This is a genomic window from Flammeovirga pacifica (assembly GCF_000807855.2).
Taxonomy (GTDB): domain Bacteria; phylum Bacteroidota; class Bacteroidia; order Cytophagales; family Flammeovirgaceae; genus Flammeovirga; species Flammeovirga pacifica.
Map to the genome: position 1 here is coordinate 3,759,167 of NZ_JRYR02000001.1, position 17,998 is coordinate 3,777,164.

The window sequence follows — 17,998 nt, forward strand, 5'->3', positions numbered from 1 at the left end:
ACAACAGATCACTTATTCACTTTTTGAAGTATTAAAACTAAATTAGAAAGAGGTTTTCTACAGTTTTTTTAATAATGTGATTAATTTCTCTACTGCTTTTCCTCTATGACTGATTTTATTTTTTTCATCAGCAGATATCTGAGCAAAAGTTTTTGTATAACCTGTAGGTTTGAAAATAGGATCATAGCCAAAACCGTCATCTCCAGTTCTTTCTTTAATAATGTCTCCTTCAGCAATCCCATCCACTTGTTGAATCTCTCCATTCCACACTAATGTGATAACAGTTCTAAATCGAGCAGAACGATCAGATTGTGTTTTAAGATTTTCAAGAACAAGATTCATATTATCATCACTAGATCTTTGAGGTCCAGCATATCTAGCCGAATAGACTCCTGGAGCACCATCTAAAGCATTAATTTCTAAACCTGTATCATCAGCAAAGCAACTTACCTGATAATTGTCCCATACATATTGTGCCTTTTGAGCAGAGTTACCCTCCAAAGTTTCTTGTGTTTCGGGAAGCTCTTCATTACATCCAATTTCTTTCAAACTAACTACTTGATACTGTCCTTCAAGTTGTCTTTGAATTTCTTTTAATTTATTTGGATTGTTCGTTGCGAAACAAATTTTATTCATGATATTTCTTTTTAAAATCTTCTAAATATTGTTCATCATAGGGTTCCTCTACTAATTCTTCCTTGATCACTTCAAATCCTACTTTTTCATAGTTTTTTATGGCAGAAGGATGATCATATTCGCAAGTATGTAACCATATTTTGTTTAAATCAAAGGTATCAAAAAGCGTCTTCATAGTTTTTGATAAAAAAGGAAGACCTAACTTTTTACCAATAAACTTTGGAGTGAGACCAAAATACAACACTTCTGCGCTAGCATCATCACCTATAACGTATTCTATAAAACCAGCAGTTTCTCCTTCTAATTGCAATAGGTAAAATAGCCTATTTTTAGAATGGATGCGCTCCTCTAAAATAGCTGTTTCTAATAGAGTACTTCCTGTCCATCCCCATGCATCACCTACAGCTCTATATACTTTAAGATACTCTTTATAATCTTGGGGTTGCCATGATAAAATAGTAGCTTTAGCCGGAAAAGAAAATTGTGATACTTGATTATTTTTCACTTCAAGATATGTAGTTTTAACTTTGATTGTGATGTAACCCATTAGAATCTGGTAATATTTGTATTATAGTTAGCAATATATAGTAAATCTTTTTCTAAAAGGGGAACTTTTTAAGTAAATTAATTGAACCTTTAGTTACACATATTAACTTTGATAAGTCATGGCAGAATTTTTCAGAATCAATGCAGATAATCCGCAAGAACGACTTCTCATGGAAGTGGTCAAAATACTTAAAAAAGGCGGTCTAGTTATTTATCCCACAGATACCGTTTATGGTGTAGGTTGTGATTTAAATAATACTGCAGCTTTAAAAAAGTTATTACGTTTTAAAGGTTTAAAAGCAAATAAGATGAACTTATCATTTATTTGTTATGACCTTTCGGATATTACTAATTATGTGAAGCATATAGAAACTCCTACTTTTAGGATTTTGAAAAAAGCTTTACCAGGACCTTACACCTTTATCATGAATGCAAGTAGTGCAGTTCCTAAATTAGTTGATACCAAGAAAAAAGAAGTAGGTATTCGTGTTCCTGATAATAATATTCCTAGAGAATTAGTACGATTATTGGGAAACCCTATTGTAACTACATCTCTTAAACAAGATGATGAAATTTTAGAATACCCTACAGATCCTGAGTTAATTTATGAAGATTATGAAAAACAAGTTGATGCAGTGATCGATGGAGGTTTTGGTAACATACATTTGTCTACTGTAGTTAATTTAACCAATGGAGATTTTGAGGTAGTTAGGGAAGGAGCAGGTGATATTTCCGAATTTCAATAGAAAACAATTTAATCAAAATATATAATGAAAAGAGTCCTAATAACGGGAGCAGCAGGTTTCCTTGGATCACATTTGTGCGATAAGTTCTTAGACAATGGTTTTAAAGTTGTTGGTATGGACAACTTCTTAACAGGTAGTGAAGATAATATTTCTCATTTATTTGGTAACCCAAATTTTGAGTTTTATCATCATGATGTGACTAAATATGTACATGTATCTGGAGATTTGGATTACATTCTTCATTTTGCATCGCCTGCAAGTCCAATCGATTATTTGGAAATGCCTATTCAGACTTTAAAAGTAGGTTCTTTGGCACCTTATAATCTATTAGGATTGGCAAGAGTAAAAAAATCAAGGTTTATGATTGCCTCTACTTCTGAAGTATATGGAGATCCAAATGTTCACCCACAAAAAGAAGATTATTGGGGTAATGTTAATCCTATTGGACCAAGAGGTGTATATGACGAGGCCAAAAGATTCCAGGAAGCAATCACTATGGGATATCACACTTTCCATGGTGTAAATACTGGTATGGTACGTATTTTTAATACTTACGGACCAAGAATGCGTCTGAATGATGGTCGTGCATTACCTGCATTTATGTCTCAAGCTTTACGAGGTGAAGATATTACGGTATTCGGAGATGGTTCTCAAACAAGATCATTCTGTTATGTTGCAGATTTAGTAGAAGGTATTTATCGATTGACTTTATCTGATTATCATCAGCCAGTAAATATTGGTAACCCTCAAGAGATTACAATTAAGGAGTTTGCTGAAGAGATTGTTTCTTTAACAGGATCTAAATCTAAAGTGATCTACAAAGATCTTCCAAAAGATGATCCTAAAGTAAGACAGCCAGATATCACAAGAGCAAAAGAAGTACTTGATTGGACGCCAAAAGTAGATAGAGCTGAAGGATTAAAATTAACACTTGAGTATTTTCAGAATAAAGTAAAGTAGGTGTAGATCTAGTTTAAATAATTATATTGAAGGGGTATTATGAAGAATAGTACCCCTTTTTCTATGAAAAGAGATGTATTCTTCTGTAAAATTGCATATTTATAAGTGCTTTATATACAATGAGTTAATTTTATGATTGCTCATAATAAGATAGTTTTACATTAACGTTTATTTGGTGAGATAACTTATAATGTTATATTTGTCTAGTAAACTTTGTTATTGCAATAAATGACTAGTGAAGAGAAAAAAGCTTATCTATTAATAAAATCTGTGATATTCCACTATCACGGATTAGACGAAGATGAACAGGCTATTCTTGACGAAACTGCAACAAATATTGATGGACATTCAGAATTGGAATGGGCTACTCAATTTATCGCTGAAGATTATGTAAATGCATTTGATAATGCAAAAAAATATTTATCAGAGGTAATGTTAGAGTTTCCGGCAGAAACAAGATTGAAATATATCACACTTGCTTGGGATGCGAATAATAGAAAAGGCTATATCAGTGAGATGGAAGCTACCGCTATGTTAAAATTGGCGAGCACCTTGGGTATACAAGGTGACTTTTTGTCGTATATCAAGTCTACAAACTAGAAAAATCAAGAAAAAATCAATATATCAACCTCTTCTATTTAAAGAAGAGGTTTTTTTTATGCAATTTCGCAGTTGGTAAGAACATATGGAAACATCTTCCTTAAGTGTTCTAATTGATCGGAGTAGAAATATGAATAAAAAAGTCGAATTTCGTCACCTTGGCAAAATGCGTTACGCAAAAGCATGGGACTATCAAACAGAATTATTTGATAGTATTGTTCAGTCCAAGCTCGAAAATAGAAAAAGAACTGATAGAGGAGAAAATGCAGTTTCTACCAACAATTACTTATTGTTTGTAGAGCACCCTCATGTTTATACTTTAGGTAAAAGTGGTAAAGAAGAACATTTGTTGTTAGACCAACAAGGTCTTGAAAAGGAACACGTTGAATTTTTTAAAATCAATCGCGGTGGTGATATCACTTACCATGGTCCTGGACAAATTGTTGGCTATCCAATTTTAGATTTGGATAACTTCTTTACTGATATACATAAATATTTAAGATTTTTAGAAGAAGCTGTTATGCTAACGCTACAGGACTACGGAATTAAATCTGGTAGAATTGATGGCTTAACAGGTGTGTGGATTGGAGAAGAAAATGATCCAAACCCACGAAAAATATGTGCCTTGGGCGTGAAAACATCTCGTTGGGTAACTATGCACGGCTTGGCCTTAAATGTAAATGCAGATTTAAAATATTTCGGAAATATAGTTCCTTGCGGTATCTCGGATAAAGCAGTGACCTCTATGGAACAAGAATTAGGACATCAACTTGACATGAACGAAGTGGAAGGTAAATTGAAAAATCATTTAGCCACACTTTTCGAAATGGAATTGTTTGAAAACCAAGAGAACTAACAAATTAGACTATGAAATTACATCACCCTTCAAAAAAAGTGAACTTGAATGTACCATTGGTATCTTCAAAATCAGAAAGCAATAGAGCTTTAATTATTCAAGCGTGTGCAGAAGAAAGTATTCAATTGTCAAATATCTCTATGGCTAGAGATACTCAAACAATGATGAGACTTTTGGATTCTTCAGATCATACATTGGATGTTTTAGATGCAGGTACAACAATGCGTTTTTTAACTGCATATACTGCCGCAAATAATCGTCCATCGTTAATGACAGGTACTGCTCGTATGCAAGAGCGTCCTATCGGTATTTTAGTCGATGCACTAAGAACCTTAGGAGCTGAAATTGATTATCAAAAAAATGAAGGTTATCCACCTCATGAAATTAAAAACTTTAATCAGACTTCTGAAAAAGTAAGTATTAGAGGTGATGTGAGTAGTCAATATATTTCAGCTTTACTTTTAGTGGGTCCTACTTTACCAAAAGGTTTAGAATTACACCTAGAAGGAACAGTGGCTTCGAAACCATATATCATGATGACTTTAAGTCTTATGGAACGTTTTGGAGTGAAATATACTTGGGAAGGTAATGTGATTACTGTACCTAATCAAGAATATCAATCTGGAGAATATACAATAGAATCAGATTGGTCAGGAGCTAGTTATTGGTATTCAATTGCAGCATTATCAGAAGAATGTGATATTAAAATCATGAACTTAAGAGAAGATTCTCTTCAAGGTGATAAGGCAATTGTAGAAATGATGGAGCAATTGGGCGTTAAATCTACTTTTGAGGCAGATGGCGTTCGTTTATCAAAAGCACAAAGAGCAGATAAGTTCTTTTTTGATTTTACACATTGCCCAGATTTAGCGCAAACAATTGTATCTTTAGTAGCGGCATTAGGTATGGAAGGACGCATGTTGGGTCTACAAAGTTTAAGAATTAAGGAGACCGATAGAATTGCAGCACTTCAGAATGAAATTAAAAAATTAGGCTTAGATATAGAAGTCATTGGTGATGAAGAAATTCGTGTACCAAAAGGAGGAATTAAGATAGAAGGACAAAGCATTCATACTTATGAAGACCATAGAATGGCGATGGCTTTTGCTCCTCTGTCTATGTTAGGTGAGTTAAGTATCGACGAACCAGAAGTGGTGGCTAAATCTTACCCATCTTATTGGGAAGACCTAACTGCCGCAGGGTTTGTTATTGAAGAGTAGTAGTAAAATATGGATCAAGATAGTTTAGACATCAGTTTCAAAGCAGTAGCTTCTGTAACTTTAATTCTTTTCTCTGTAATTGATATAGTAGGATCAATTCCAATTATTATTGATCTTAGAGAAAAAGAAGGTAAGATAGAATCGTTAAAAGCAACCGTCATTGCGGGTGTGATAATGGTTATATTTCTTATTGTAGGTACTCAAATATTGAATTTATTTGGTATTGATGTAAGTTCATTTGCAATAGCAGGTGCAATTATTCTTTTCTTACTCGGTTTAGAAATGATTTTAGGTATCACTTTATTTAAAAGTGAACCAGAAGATGGCTCGGGATCAATTGTGCCGTTAGCGTTTCCGTTGATAGCTGGTGCAGGTAGTATGACTACAATTATCTCGTTAAAATCGGAGTTTTCTGAATTGAGTATTTTATTAGGTATTATCATCAACTTAGTTTTTGTATACATTGTCCTTAAAAGTTCAGGATGGATACAAAATAAATTAGGTAAAGGTGGTGCAAATATCTTAAGAAAGATCTTTGGAATAATATTGTTAGCAATAGCGATTAAATTATTCAAGACAAATATTTAACATCAAATGAGATGTATTGAAAGAGGGATTCAGAAATGAGTCCCTTTTTTATTTTTTATTGATTGATGATATTGTTCAAAACTTCCAAAAAAGTTATTAACTTAATATAAAGTTTTTTTGAAGTATAAATACTTTATTAAGACAATCAGTGCAAGTGGAAGACAGTTGTTTTTTCACTGCTTAAAAAAAGACTAGATAATTACTTCATTCCATTTTTTTGATGAGACAGACAACATCAATACTCTGCCAGATATTCACTATCATATTAATATCAAATAGTGTTTTTGCTCAAAACAATTTTAGTTTACAATTGAGTAACAATACCAATTATGCAAAATATGGCGAATCGTTTTCAGTAAAAGGAAATGCAGGTGCTCCTTATTTTGTATACCATTTTTCTACAGACTTTATGCCTGCCCCTCCTCCAATGGTTGAAGATGCTAATTTAGGCAACCCTATGGTGGTAGACACATCATTTCAAGTAGCAGCAGAAGAAACAGTTCTCGTAAATAAGCAAGGACTATATTATATTCAATCGGATACTACTACAAAAGATGGTAAAGGATTTATTGGGGTAGCAGAAAATTTCCCGAAATATAAAAAGATGAAAAACCTTTATCCCACTATGGTGTACATTTCAACACAAAATGAAATGATGTCATTCATTCAGGGAGAAAGACCAAGGCTAGCTTTTGAAAACTTTTGGTTAAATGTGGCAGGTTCACCTGATAATGCCAAAAGACTTATCAAGGTATATTTTGAAAGAGTAACAGAGGCAAATATCAAATTTACAGATTATAAAGAAGGTTGGAAGACCGATAGAGGAATCATTTATATCATCTTCGGATCACCAGATACAATTAGTAATATTGATGGAGGAATACGATGGTCTTACAACAGTAATCTTAATCATGGTCAAGTAGAATTTGATTTCTTGGAAGAAGATAATCAGTTTACGGGAACACATTACGAACTGAAAAGATCTTATGATTATAAGAGAATCTGGTTTGATACAGTTAAGAAGTGGAGAAATGGAACACTTCAGTAAACACTTATTACTCATTAGTGTTATATTGCATGATTAAAAAAGTGTAATCGAAAACTACAAACAGGCTTTATGAAAAAAGCATTATTTATTGATCGTGACGGGACAATTATCGTAGAACCCCCTGTAGATTATCAGGTAGATTCTTTAGAAAAGTTAGAATTTGTTCCTTTAGCTATCTCTCAGCTTCAGAAAATAGCACAAGAATTAGATTATGAATTGGTAATGGTAACCAACCAAGATGGGTTGGGAACAGATAGTTACCCTGAGGAGACTTTTTGGCCTGCACAAAATAAAATGCTGGATACACTAAAAGGTGAAGGGATAGTTTTTGATGATATTCTTATTGATAAAACTTTCGAAAAAGAGAACGCTCCAACAAGAAAACCAAGAACAGGTTTACTTGAAAAAAAATACATGACAGGTAAATATGACCTTGAAAACTCTTTTGTAATTGGCGACCGTCTAACGGATGTAGAATTAGCTAAAAATTTAGGGTCAAAAGGTATTTTTATTGGAGAAAAAGGACAATCAAAAGACGCTGTTTTAGAAACAACATCTTGGATTGAAATCTATGAATACCTTAAAAATTATACTCCCGCAGGTAGAATTGCACGTGTAGAAAGAATCACTAACGAAACTAAAATTGTTATTGGTGTAAATCTAGACGGTACAGGTCAATCCGATTTATCTACAGGTATTGGTTTCTTCGACCATATGTTACATCAAGTGGCCAGACATGGTAAGATAGATTTAACTGTAAAAGTAGAAGGCGATTTATACATCGATGAACATCACACGATAGAAGATACTGGTTTAGCAATAGGGGAAGCTATCAAAAAAGCTCTTGGTGATAAAAGAGGTATTGAAAGATACGGTTTCTTTATTGCACCAATGGATGAAGTACTCGCACAGGTGGCATTAGATTTTTCTGGTAGACCTTGGTTTGTATGCGATGCTCCTTTAAAAAGAGAAAGTGTAGGTGATTTTCCTGTAGAAATGTTCTCTCACTTCTTTAAATCGTTTTCTGATGCAGCAGGCTGTAATCTGAATATTAAGACAGAAGGAGATAACGATCATCACATTATTGAAGGTACTTTCAAAGCTTTTGCTAAAGCGATGAGAATGGCAATAAAAGTAGAAGAAGGAAATAACGAAATTCCATCGACAAAAGGTGTTCTTTAAGAAGTAATACCCTTTGATCTACTAATAGACAGAAGAAAGAGATGTAATTTTCTTTCTTCTGTTTTTTATTTTATGTGATAATTGATTAAAATTATTATTGATATGAAAGCACTATATATAACATTATTATTTCTTGTAAGCACAACAGTATTCAGTCAAGAGCTTAAACATAAACCACGTAAAAGTGAAACAGGTTTGGCTACCTATAAAATGGAAGACGGTACTTATGTAAAGGTGACTTACGGTAGACCTAAAATGCGATCAGATTTTGATACTAAATTTGGGGTATCTGTACCATGGAGAAAACTATGGCGCTTTGGAGATGATGATGCCACAGAAATTACAGTTTCTAAAGATGTGACCTTGGGGGGGCAACACTTAGAAGCAGGAACATATTCTTTGTATGCTATTCCTGATACAGCAGAATGGACACTAATAGTCAATAAAGCACAAGGAGCTTGGGGTACCTATAAGTATAATGAAAAAGAAGATGTATTTAGAGTTAAACTTCCAGCATTAAATTCGTTTAGAATATTCCAAAAGTTCTCTATCTTTTTACAAGAAGACCCAGAAGGGTGTAATTTAGTAGCGATATGGCAAAGAATTTCTATTGTAGTACCTATCAGAAAGCCTGAAGAAGAATAAGTTAATTCATAAATGAATTCAATAGATTAAATCGAGCTTCAGAAATTTTATCTTTTCTGTAAGTGGCAGGCTCTACTTCAATAGGATTAGCTAAAACTGAAGCTAATTTTAATTTTTGAGTTCTTGATAAGTATTGTAAATCTTTTTTATAATAGTAGTCTGCAGCTTCACCAATACCATAAACATTATCACCCCATTCTACATAGTTCATAAAAACTTCAAAAATACGCTCTTTACCTAAAAGACATTCCATTTCTACAGCACCAATACATTCTAAGTAAGCACCTAAATTATTATTGTGTGGAATTAAGAACATGTTTCTCACAACCTTCTGAGAAATGTTTGCATTCATCAAAGGTGTTTTATGAGAAGAATATCCATTGTGAAAATAAAAATCGGGATCTTCTACACCCATAATAGCCGTTGTTAAATCAGTAGGTATACTGCTTAAAGGTCTAAATTGAGGTGTGATTATTTTTGACACATCAAAGTTAGCCCTAGCAATCATATAAGGTGATAATGTAGGGTTAGCCCACTTTATATAGAGTGTGCCTAATCCAATATATACTGCAAATACGAAGTGTAATCCTAAAATTAAATAGACTAACCTCTTTAAAAAATTTACAATCATGTAAAGTAAGGGGTATTAGGTAATAAGTATAGTGAACAAATAGTATCATCTGAAATTATCAGAAAGACTACTGAACAATGTTATTAGATAATAAATTCTATAACCCTAATTTCTGTTTTTTTTATGTAAAACAAAAATGATATTCTTTTTATAATACATTATTTATCTATTTAACTATGTAAAATTCAATTTTTTACGAATATTGTTCTTTTCTGAGGTCTATTTTTAATTATCTCAGACAGGTTATTTGAATACTTTAATCAAAGTTATTTTTGCTGAAAAGGATAAAAAAGAGATAATTTTACTAGTTTAGAATACGTTTGATATCACCTTAAACATCAATCATGCAGTCTTATAAAGAGGAATTAATGAAAGTGGTAAAAAATTTACCAATGCAACCTGGAGTTTATAAATACTTTAACGAAGATGGAAAGATCATTTATATCGGTAAAGCAAAGAAATTAAGAAACAGGGTATCCTCTTATTTTTTAAAACAATCAGGTTTAAATAGAAAAACACAAAGACTTGTCAATGAAATTAGAAAAGTGGAGTTCGTAGTAGTAGATTCTGAATACGACGCACTGCTTCTAGAAAATAATCTAATTAAAAAGAATCAACCCAAATACAATATCCTCTTAAAAGACGATAAGACTTATCCTTATATATGTGTGACTAGAGAACGTTTTCCAAGAGTATTTTCAACAAGAAATATTCAAGATAAACGACATAAGTATTTTGGGCCTTATCCCAATGGAAGGCAGATGTCTGCATTACTAGATCTGTTTAAGCAGCTATATAAAATCAGAGATTGTTCTTTCAATTTATCTCAAGAAAATGTAGCAGCAGGAAAATATAGTGTTTGTTTAGAGTATCATATCAACAACTGTTTAGGACCTTGCGAAGGAAAACAAAAAGAGGAAGACTATCAGCAAGATATAGATCAAGTACTACAAATATTAAAGGGTAACTTAAGTGTACCGAAAGAGTACTTTTCTCAAAAGATGCAGGTGGCTGTTGAACAGTTGGCGTTCGAAGATGCGCAGAAATGGAAACAAAAATTAGAATTACTAACCAATTATCAATCAAAATCTTTAGTGGTTTCTCCAACATTTAGAGATTGTGAGGTGTACGCATTAGTCTCTGATGAGAAATTTGCGTATGTCAACTTTATGAAAATCACCAATGGTGGAATAATGGTAACGGAGTCAACTCAATTAACCAAGAAAATGGATGAGTCTGATGAAGATTTACTGATATATGCTATCATGGAATTCAGAAATAGGTACAAAACCTCATCAAAAAAGATTTATACGAACATTGATATCACTGATGTGTTAGATGAAGATGAACGACTCGAATTTACTGTTCCTAAAATTGGTGATGCTAAGAAGTTAATTCAACTCTCTTTTAAAAATTCAATGTATTATAAGAGAGAAAGAGAAACATCCAGAGGTGAGATAAGTGATAAAAAAAGTAATTACCAAGTATTAGTACAGTTAAAAAATGAATTGCAATTAAGTGAAGTCCCCGTTCATATTGAGTGTTTTGATAACTCCAATATTCAAGGTACTCACCCAGTTTCTGCATGTGTCGTCTTTAGAGATGGTAGACCTTCAAAAAAAGATTACAGACATTTTCATGTTAAAACAGTAGTAGGACCAGATGATTTTGCCTCGATGGAAGAAGCTGTTTATAGAAGATACAGAAGGCTACTTGATGAAAAACAAAAATTACCTCAATTAGTGATTATTGATGGAGGTAAGGGACAGTTAAGTTCTGCAGTAACGGCATTAGAAAGATTAGGACTTTATGGTAAATTACCTGTAATAGGCATCGCTAAAAAGCTTGAAGAGATCTTCTTTCCCGAGGATCCTATTCCTTTGCATTTAAGTAAAAAATCTAGGTCATTACAATTGGTGCAACGATTAAGAGATGAAGCACACCGATTTGGAATTACTTTTCATAGAAACTTAAGAAGTAAAGGTAGTATCAATTCTAAACTAGAGGGAATACCAGGAATAGGCCCTAACACTATACAAAAGTTATTAAAGCAGTTTAAAACCATATCCAATATTAAATCGGCTCCCATAGAAGAAGTGGCTCAGGTAATAGGACAAAGTAAAGCACAAAAAGTAAAAGACGGTTTAGAATAAGTACCAAAAGAGGAGAGGTTAATTCTCTTCTTTTGGTGAAATATCTTCTCTAAGGTCTACATCATTTACATGGAGTAGAATCATACCGTCATCTGCCACATTAAAGTTTCTAATAAAACGTTTATTAGCTTCAAACTCTTCAGCAACATAAGAATGATAAGCATAGGTATCTTGACCAAAAGTTTCATCATAACCATTTAAGGTAATCAGCATTTCTGCTTGCCTTTTTACGAGTTCTTCTACTGTAATTCCATAGAGGGGGCTGTTTTTATCAATAACATGAACTATTGTCCAAGATAGAGGCATAAACATAATAGAGCTTCGCTCAAGCGATAAATCATAAAAATCCCTACGATGAGAGTAAGTTCCATCTTGATCTTCTTTTACATTAAGTGATAAAAAGACAGAAGCCTTCATATGTAAGACTGTATTTGCTCTTTTATTGATAATTCTAAACTGAATTGACATGTTGTCACTCTCTTTGTATGGAGTAAGAAGAGCAACTTCAGAAAATTTAATTTTTGATATAGGTCTTGAAAATCGTCCATACAGAATACCAGTTGAAAATGCAGAGAGAAGCAACCCATTAAAGGCCTCTAAACTAGCAATTAATCCAACAAATTGACTATCAGGAGACATAGCACCATAGCCAACAGTGGTGAAAGTTTGGACACTAAAGAAAAGTGCACTTAAATAATCGTCCCAAAACAATCCTGTTGCAGCACCTCTAATATGTTCAATACCTATTAACCAATAAATATATGCATATATAAAATTGGTCATAAGTATAATAGAAGTAATCACAACAATAAATGGTATCCATTGAATAGTAATCAGCCAATGATAGGCATCTTGGATAACATTTAAAGTACCCACTCTTCTTACATTAAATGAACCATCAGGGTTTATAATTCTCCTAGTTCTATGTCTGTAAGAGGCTCCAACCCCTGGGTCTAATATTTTTTTACTTTTATCTGACATAAATGACGTTATTCAATTTAAGGCACTTCGTTACCTTCTGCAGCCTCTAGTATTTTAAACCAATCTTCTTTTTCTAATTGTATTGACATCACTTTTGCTGCTCCTTCTATTCTTTCTGCCTTTGTTGTTCCTAAAATAGGAGTAATTCTGGCAGGGTGAGTTAAATGCCAAGCAAATATGGTTTGATCTATAGCTAAATCATACTTTTCACCTACTTGAGATAAAGTATTCTTTAAATGCAGTGTTTTTTCATCTTGTGCAGTGAAAATTCTTCCATTTCCAAGTGGAGACCAAGCCATCGGTGTAATACCACATTGTTGGCACTGATCTAATGAACCATCATAAAGAGCAGATGTTTTTAAAGGAGAAATCTCAATTTGATTTATTTTAATATCGGTTTTTGATTTAAGCATCTCCAACTGATGAGGCAAGAAATTACTAACACCAAATTCTTTTATTTTCCCTTCTTTCTTCAAATCATTAATAGTATCACTTACTTCATTGATGTTCATCAAAGGGTCGGGTCTGTGAATAAGTAAGTAATCTAATACATCTACGTTTAAATTTTGAAGTGACTTATCAACAGATCCAACAATATGTTGCCTACTTGTGTCGTAAGATTTTATAGTATGTTGCGGTCTATTAGGGTGAATTAATTTAATTCCACATTTAGTCACAATTTGGATTTTATCTTTCAAATCAGGTGAAAGAGCTAAAGCATCACCGAATAATTTTTCGATAGTATAACCTCCGTAAATGTCTGCGTGATCAAAAGTGGTAATACCAGATTCTACGCTTCTCAATATTAATTCATTGATTTGCTGAGGAGTAAGATCACCCCAATTCCAAACGCCAGTAACAATTTTTGAAATCATAATCCGTTTAATATTTTTCTTTTTATCCAATTAAATCTTTAAATTGTGCTCAACAAGAGGTTAAACAATCTATTTCTAAGTACTTCTTCTACTGCATTAATTCCCCAAGAACAGCTTTAAGATGAACTATCCCTCAAAAGTACATACTGATGACGAAAAAAAATCTCCCTTTCTGAAAATTCATAAAGGTAGTTATACATTGCTTTCGGGCTATAATGAAAAGCAGTTTTTGTTTAACGTTAGTGAACTCGATTACAAAGTAAATTCTTTTTTTGATGTTTGCCCAAAGGAATGGCAAGGGATTTTTCGAGGTGCATTTCGAGAACTTCATTCTTCTGATGAAATAAGCAAAGAATTATATAACCTAGAAGGAGATAAGTTTACAGTTCTTATAAAACAAAATGATAAGGAGTATACAATAATTTTTATCAACCCTCTGTCATCAGAAAGTATTGATTTCGATTTTGAGTACTTATTTCAAAGTATATTAAATGACTCAAAGGATGCTTTAGCCTTAATAGGCCTTGATAAAAAAATCATCAGAAAGAATGACTCCTTAGATAATTTGTTACAAAGGTTATTGCCTATATTGAAAAATACAGAGGATAGACTAGACTCATTAGTTCAAAAATCAAAACGAGTTAATTCAGGAATCAATAAAGCGCTCAATGGAGAAAAATATCAAACAGAAGTAACCTATTTCTCAACATCAAGTGATCTTGTATTTATAAAAACTGTTTATCAACCTATCAAAAATAGGAATGGTGAAGTAGTAGCATGTTTAGTAAGAAGTAGAGATGTTACTGCTAGAAATTCTATTGAAGATATGTTTAGTGTACTACTCAATAGTAGTAATACAGGTTATGTTTTGGTAAGTGATGAAGGAAAAATACTTAAGATTAATAAGCACCTTCAGCAACTTCTTGGTTATGAAGAACAAGAATTCATTAATAAGGATTTCGGAAATTTTGTTCATTCTACTATTAAAAAACATGTTCTAAGTGAGTTTTCTCAGTTACTAACAAATAAAGAATGGCAAGTCAATAAGAATAATTTATTTCTTGATTTAAAAAGAAAAGACAACGATTCTTTATTATTTGAATTAGAGAATAAGAGAGTCGTTTTATCCAATCATAAATCAGCTTTATTTGTCACAGTAAAAAACATTACGTTAAAAGAACGGAACTCTCATATTTTACATGAGATGCAGCGATTAATTAAAGCATGTGGATGGGTATATGATCGTTTTGCAAAAAAAATGTTGGTTACTGAAGAAGTATCACAAGTAGTTGGTGTTTCTAAAGAATTTGTAGAAAAGAACCCGTCTTTTTTACTATCAATGTGTGATGAAGAGACAAGAAAAAGGGCACAAGATATATTATTCAATGCATTTAGAAAAAAAGAAAATTTTGATTTTGAGTTGGTCATAAAATCAAAATTTAAAGATGTGCAGTGGGTGAGATTAAACGGTAAACCTATTGTTAGACATAATAGGATCGTAGGTCTTTATGGAGCACTTCAAGATATAACTCACCAGAAAAAGGCATTAAATAAGCTAAAAAGAAATGAGGACTATATAAAAGAAATCCAAAGGGTCACTAAAGTTGGGAATTGGGTTTTTGAAAAGAAAGACAATCATTTTTATTGGTCCGAACACCTTTTTAGTATGTTAAGGCTTTCTGATGAAAAACATAGAAAGCCGTCTTTGAAGCAAATCCTAAGTTTTGTAGATGAGAACTATTTCTTTCCTATGATTAATGCTATAAAGAAATTATCTCTCTTTCATCAACCTATAGACTTGGATGTGAGATGCAATAATAACCTTAATGCAGCTACAGGTATAGAATACGTTAATATCAAAGGAAGATCGATATACAATGATAAAGGAGAAGTAAAACGATTTGTTGGTGCTGTAACAGATATTACACAAAGAAAAATAGAAGAAGATAAAAATAAGAGTAAGAAAATTTGGCTAAAATCTATGCTGAATGCAGCAAGAGATAGTTTTATTGCCGAATATTCTGGTAGAATAGCAAATTATAATAGAGGGCTTCAGAAATTATTAGGCTATAATCATTATTTTGATCTAAGAGGTGTGGTGTTTATTAATCTATTTTATGAAGCTGATCAGCAAAGAGTATTAGAGTATAGACAGCAATGTCGACAAGGAGATATTTCTGCACCTCAAAAAATTGAGGTAAAAATGAAACGTCGAGATAATTCCTTAGTAGATGTTGAATTATGTGCGAACCTTACTAAAATGAAAGGGAAGCTTTTTACCATATTCAATGCTCATGATATCTCTAAAAGAAAAGAGTACGAAAAAGGCTTACTTCTTAAAAACAAAGAACTGATTGATACAAATAAAGAATTAGATAGATTCTTATATAGTACTACCCATGATTTAAAAGGTCCGATTACTTCTTTAAAAGGTCTTGTTAATCTAGCCTATAAAGAGCCAGATAATATTCTTAAAGATGTTTATCTCCCTATGATGGATAAAAACATAGATAGAATGCTTGATTTGATTCAAGACTTCGGAGAGTATTTAAGAAACAATAGAAAGAATGTAGTTCCGGAATTAATTAATATAAGATCTCAAATAGATACTATTATAAGTTCACATCGTTTTGGTATACCTATTAACTATCAAATAAATCTTGATATCGACGATCAATTAAATGTAGTAACAGATAAAAATAGGGTCAGAAGTATTTTAACTAACTTATTTACGAATGCTATAAAGTATTCTGATAAAGAAAAGTCAGAGCATTATTTAAAAATATCTGCAAAATTAAATGAAACAAACATTCTCTTATCATTTGAAGATAATGGAGAAGGAATATCAATAAAAGAACAAAATAAGGTTTTTGATATGTTCTACAGAGCCAGTGAGCAAAGTGATGGAACAGGTTTAGGTCTATTTATAGTAAAAGAAGCTGTCCATGTTTTAAATGGATCTATTGATCTTCAATCAGAGCAAAAAATAGGAACTAAAGTGTGTGTATCTCTCCCAAGAATTAAAATCTAGTATTTAATTCCCTCTATTTATATTGATAATCAGATGATTGACGTTTGTTTGCTACTCTTTTTCATCTCTTGTATTGTTTAATTAAAAACTCCTATTACCTTTGCACCCCCTTCAAACGGAAGGCGACCAATAAAAGACGTGAGTAGTCTTAATCTACAGTACTCTTTTATTTGACATAATGTAAAGAAGAACAGCAATTCAAATTAAAATCCAAATGAAATTTAATTAGTCTTGCATATTAAAAATCTCTTCTTACCTTTGCACTCGCTTCTGGAAGACAGAGGTACACAAAAACTCTGAATGGGAGTTTTAAAAACTTGAAACATAGTTCATTGAGAGTAGAATCTCAGACGTTCTTTTGATGTATCGAAAAGTAATTACAAGATCAGCGAAAGCGGATCCCAAAAAGGAAAATTTCTTTTATTCGTAGAGACAGGTATTTAACAACATTGATCTGATTGTAGATCTAAAGATTTTTACAACGGAGAGTTTGATCCTGGCTCAGGATGAACGCTAGCGGCAGGCCTAATACATGCAAGTCGAGGGGTAACATGATTTGCTTGCAAATTGATGACGACCGGCGCACGGGTGCGTAACGTGTATATAACTTGCCTCGTACTGGAGAATAGCCCGAAGAAATTCGGATTAATGCTCCATGGTATCAGAAGACAGCATTGTTTAATGATTAAAGATTTATCGGTACGAGATGGATATGCGTCCCATTAGCTAGTAGGTGCAGGTAACGGCTCACCAAGGCGACGATAGGTAGGGGTTCTGAGAGGAAAGTCCCCCACACTGGCACGGAGATTCGGGCCAGACTCCTACGGGAGGCAGCTGTAGGGAATATTGGTCAATGGAGGCAACTCTGAACCAGCCATGCCGCGTGAACGATGAAGGCCTTCGGGTCGTAAAGTTCTTTTGTATGGGAAGAAACACGACCTTGCGAGGTTGCTTGACGGTACCATAAGAATAAGCACCGGCTAACTCCGTGCCAGCAGCCGCGGTAATACGGAGGGTGCCAGCGTTGTCCGGAATGATTGGGTTTAAAGGGTGCGCAGGTGGTCCTGCCTGTCAGAGGTTAACGACCGGGGCTTAACTCCGTGTTGCCTTTGATACTACAGGACTTGAAATATGTATGGGTAGGCGGAATTCCTCATGTAGCGGTGAAATGCACAGATATGAGGAGGAAGACCGAAGGCGAAGGCAGCTTACTGGGCGTTATTTGACACTGAGGCACGAAAGCGTGGGAAGCGAACAGGATTAGATACCCTGGTAGTCCACGCCGTAAACTATGTGAACT

Annotated in this window: 16 protein-coding genes and 1 other annotated feature (1 of these 17 only partly in view); of the genes, 11 read left to right on the forward strand and 5 right to left on the reverse strand. The window is 33.2% G+C overall.

Annotated elements, in window-relative coordinates:
* Window positions 1-57: 57 nt before the first annotated feature.
* Both NH26_RS14715 and NH26_RS14720 read right to left on the reverse strand, forming a co-directional pair.
* The gene (locus NH26_RS14715) at window positions 58-636 is read right to left on the reverse strand and encodes a non-canonical purine NTP diphosphatase (RefSeq protein ID WP_044229630.1); all 579 of its coding nucleotides are present in this window, start codon (window positions 634-636) and stop codon (window positions 58-60) included.
* Window positions 629-1,141, reverse strand: a complete 513-nt coding sequence (locus tag NH26_RS14720; protein WP_199880243.1) for a GNAT family N-acetyltransferase — start codon at window positions 1,139-1,141, stop codon at window positions 629-631. The genes NH26_RS14715 and NH26_RS14720 overlap by 8 nt, the downstream gene beginning before the upstream one ends.
* A gap of 160 nt (window positions 1,142-1,301) precedes the next feature.
* Between NH26_RS14720 and NH26_RS14725 the strand changes: the two genes are divergently transcribed.
* From NH26_RS14725 to NH26_RS14765, 9 genes are all read left to right on the forward strand, one after another.
* Entirely contained in the window at window positions 1,302-1,928 is a 627-nt protein-coding gene (locus NH26_RS14725) for an L-threonylcarbamoyladenylate synthase (RefSeq protein ID WP_044229633.1), read from the forward strand.
* A 24-nt stretch (window positions 1,929-1,952) separates the two neighbouring features.
* On the forward strand, window positions 1,953-2,888 hold the full coding sequence (locus tag NH26_RS14730; RefSeq protein WP_044229636.1) for a UDP-glucuronic acid decarboxylase family protein: 936 nt from the start codon (window positions 1,953-1,955) through the stop codon (window positions 2,886-2,888).
* 228 nt (window positions 2,889-3,116) lie between these two features.
* On the forward strand, window positions 3,117-3,488 hold the full coding sequence (locus tag NH26_RS14735) for a hypothetical protein (RefSeq protein WP_044229638.1): 372 nt from the start codon (window positions 3,117-3,119) through the stop codon (window positions 3,486-3,488).
* Window positions 3,489-3,618: 130 nt separating this feature from the next.
* On the forward strand, window positions 3,619-4,344 hold the full coding sequence (gene lipB, locus NH26_RS14740; protein WP_242427332.1) for a lipoyl(octanoyl) transferase LipB: 726 nt from the start codon (window positions 3,619-3,621) through the stop codon (window positions 4,342-4,344).
* An 11-nt stretch (window positions 4,345-4,355) separates the two neighbouring features.
* Window positions 4,356-5,564: a 3-phosphoshikimate 1-carboxyvinyltransferase gene (locus tag NH26_RS14745; RefSeq protein ID WP_044229643.1), complete on the forward strand. Its 1,209-nt coding sequence runs from the start codon at window positions 4,356-4,358 to the stop codon at window positions 5,562-5,564.
* Between the two features lie 9 nt (window positions 5,565-5,573).
* Complete coding sequence (locus NH26_RS14750; protein WP_071397177.1) at window positions 5,574-6,152, forward strand: MarC family protein; 579 nt, start codon at window positions 5,574-5,576, stop codon at window positions 6,150-6,152.
* A 220-nt stretch (window positions 6,153-6,372) separates the two neighbouring features.
* Window positions 6,373-7,200 (forward strand): GWxTD domain-containing protein, encoded by an 828-nt coding sequence (locus tag NH26_RS14755; protein WP_084812193.1) that lies wholly within the window; start codon window positions 6,373-6,375, stop codon window positions 7,198-7,200.
* A 69-nt stretch (window positions 7,201-7,269) separates the two neighbouring features.
* Entirely contained in the window at window positions 7,270-8,382 is a 1,113-nt protein-coding gene (gene hisB, locus NH26_RS14760) for a bifunctional histidinol-phosphatase/imidazoleglycerol-phosphate dehydratase HisB (protein ID WP_044229695.1), read from the forward strand.
* Window positions 8,383-8,484: 102 nt separating this feature from the next.
* Window positions 8,485-9,027, forward strand: coding sequence for a DUF2911 domain-containing protein (locus NH26_RS14765; RefSeq protein WP_052432323.1), 543 nt, complete (start codon window positions 8,485-8,487; stop codon window positions 9,025-9,027).
* A gap of 1 nt (window position 9,028) precedes the next feature.
* Here NH26_RS14765 and NH26_RS14770 read toward each other — a convergent pair whose 3' ends face one another.
* Entirely contained in the window at window positions 9,029-9,658 is a 630-nt protein-coding gene (locus tag NH26_RS14770; RefSeq protein ID WP_052432322.1) for a transglycosylase domain-containing protein, read from the reverse strand.
* A 344-nt stretch (window positions 9,659-10,002) separates the two neighbouring features.
* Here NH26_RS14770 and uvrC point away from each other — a divergent pair, with 344 nt between their 5' ends.
* Entirely contained in the window at window positions 10,003-11,811 is a 1,809-nt protein-coding gene (uvrC, locus tag NH26_RS14775) for an excinuclease ABC subunit UvrC (protein WP_044229691.1), read from the forward strand.
* 18 nt (window positions 11,812-11,829) lie between these two features.
* Here uvrC and NH26_RS14780 read toward each other — a convergent pair whose 3' ends face one another.
* Complete coding sequence (locus tag NH26_RS14780) at window positions 11,830-12,792, reverse strand: ion channel (RefSeq protein WP_052432321.1); 963 nt, start codon at window positions 12,790-12,792, stop codon at window positions 11,830-11,832.
* Between the two features lie 17 nt (window positions 12,793-12,809).
* Window positions 12,810-13,667 (reverse strand): aldo/keto reductase, encoded by an 858-nt coding sequence (locus NH26_RS14785; RefSeq protein ID WP_052432320.1) that lies wholly within the window; start codon window positions 13,665-13,667, stop codon window positions 12,810-12,812.
* A gap of 121 nt (window positions 13,668-13,788) precedes the next feature.
* Between NH26_RS14785 and NH26_RS14790 the strand changes: the two genes are divergently transcribed.
* On the forward strand, window positions 13,789-16,698 hold the full coding sequence (locus tag NH26_RS14790; RefSeq protein WP_071397179.1) for a PAS domain S-box protein: 2,910 nt from the start codon (window positions 13,789-13,791) through the stop codon (window positions 16,696-16,698).
* A 478-nt stretch (window positions 16,699-17,176) separates the two neighbouring features.
* Window positions 17,177-17,998, forward strand: a sequence feature (most likely nonfunctional fraction of RNA operon) (it continues 3,180 nt past the right edge of the window).

Excerpts from the sequence above, each read along its gene's own strand:
- NH26_RS14715 (WP_044229630.1), bottom strand. The coding sequence starts at position 636 with ATGAATAAAATTTGTTTCGCAACGAACAATCCAAATAAATTAAAAGAA.
- NH26_RS14725 (WP_044229633.1), top strand. The coding sequence starts at position 1,302 with ATGGCAGAATTTTTCAGAATCAATGCAGATAATCCGCAAGAACGACTT.
- NH26_RS14730 (WP_044229636.1), top strand. The coding sequence starts at position 1,953 with ATGAAAAGAGTCCTAATAACGGGAGCAGCAGGTTTCCTTGGATCACAT.
- NH26_RS14735 (WP_044229638.1), top strand. The coding sequence starts at position 3,117 with ATGACTAGTGAAGAGAAAAAAGCTTATCTATTAATAAAATCTGTGATA.
- lipB (WP_242427332.1), top strand. The coding sequence starts at position 3,619 with ATGAATAAAAAAGTCGAATTTCGTCACCTTGGCAAAATGCGTTACGCA.
- NH26_RS14745 (WP_044229643.1), top strand. The coding sequence starts at position 4,356 with ATGAAATTACATCACCCTTCAAAAAAAGTGAACTTGAATGTACCATTG.
- NH26_RS14750 (WP_071397177.1), top strand. The coding sequence starts at position 5,574 with ATGGATCAAGATAGTTTAGACATCAGTTTCAAAGCAGTAGCTTCTGTA.
- NH26_RS14755 (WP_084812193.1), top strand. The coding sequence starts at position 6,373 with ATGAGACAGACAACATCAATACTCTGCCAGATATTCACTATCATATTA.
- hisB (WP_044229695.1), top strand. The coding sequence starts at position 7,270 with ATGAAAAAAGCATTATTTATTGATCGTGACGGGACAATTATCGTAGAA.
- NH26_RS14765 (WP_052432323.1), top strand. The coding sequence starts at position 8,485 with ATGAAAGCACTATATATAACATTATTATTTCTTGTAAGCACAACAGTA.
- NH26_RS14770 (WP_052432322.1), bottom strand. The coding sequence starts at position 9,658 with ATGATTGTAAATTTTTTAAAGAGGTTAGTCTATTTAATTTTAGGATTA.
- uvrC (WP_044229691.1), top strand. The coding sequence starts at position 10,003 with ATGCAGTCTTATAAAGAGGAATTAATGAAAGTGGTAAAAAATTTACCA.
- NH26_RS14780 (WP_052432321.1), bottom strand. The coding sequence starts at position 12,792 with ATGTCAGATAAAAGTAAAAAAATATTAGACCCAGGGGTTGGAGCCTCT.
- NH26_RS14785 (WP_052432320.1), bottom strand. The coding sequence starts at position 13,667 with ATGATTTCAAAAATTGTTACTGGCGTTTGGAATTGGGGTGATCTTACT.
- NH26_RS14790 (WP_071397179.1), top strand. The coding sequence starts at position 13,789 with ATGAACTATCCCTCAAAAGTACATACTGATGACGAAAAAAAATCTCCC.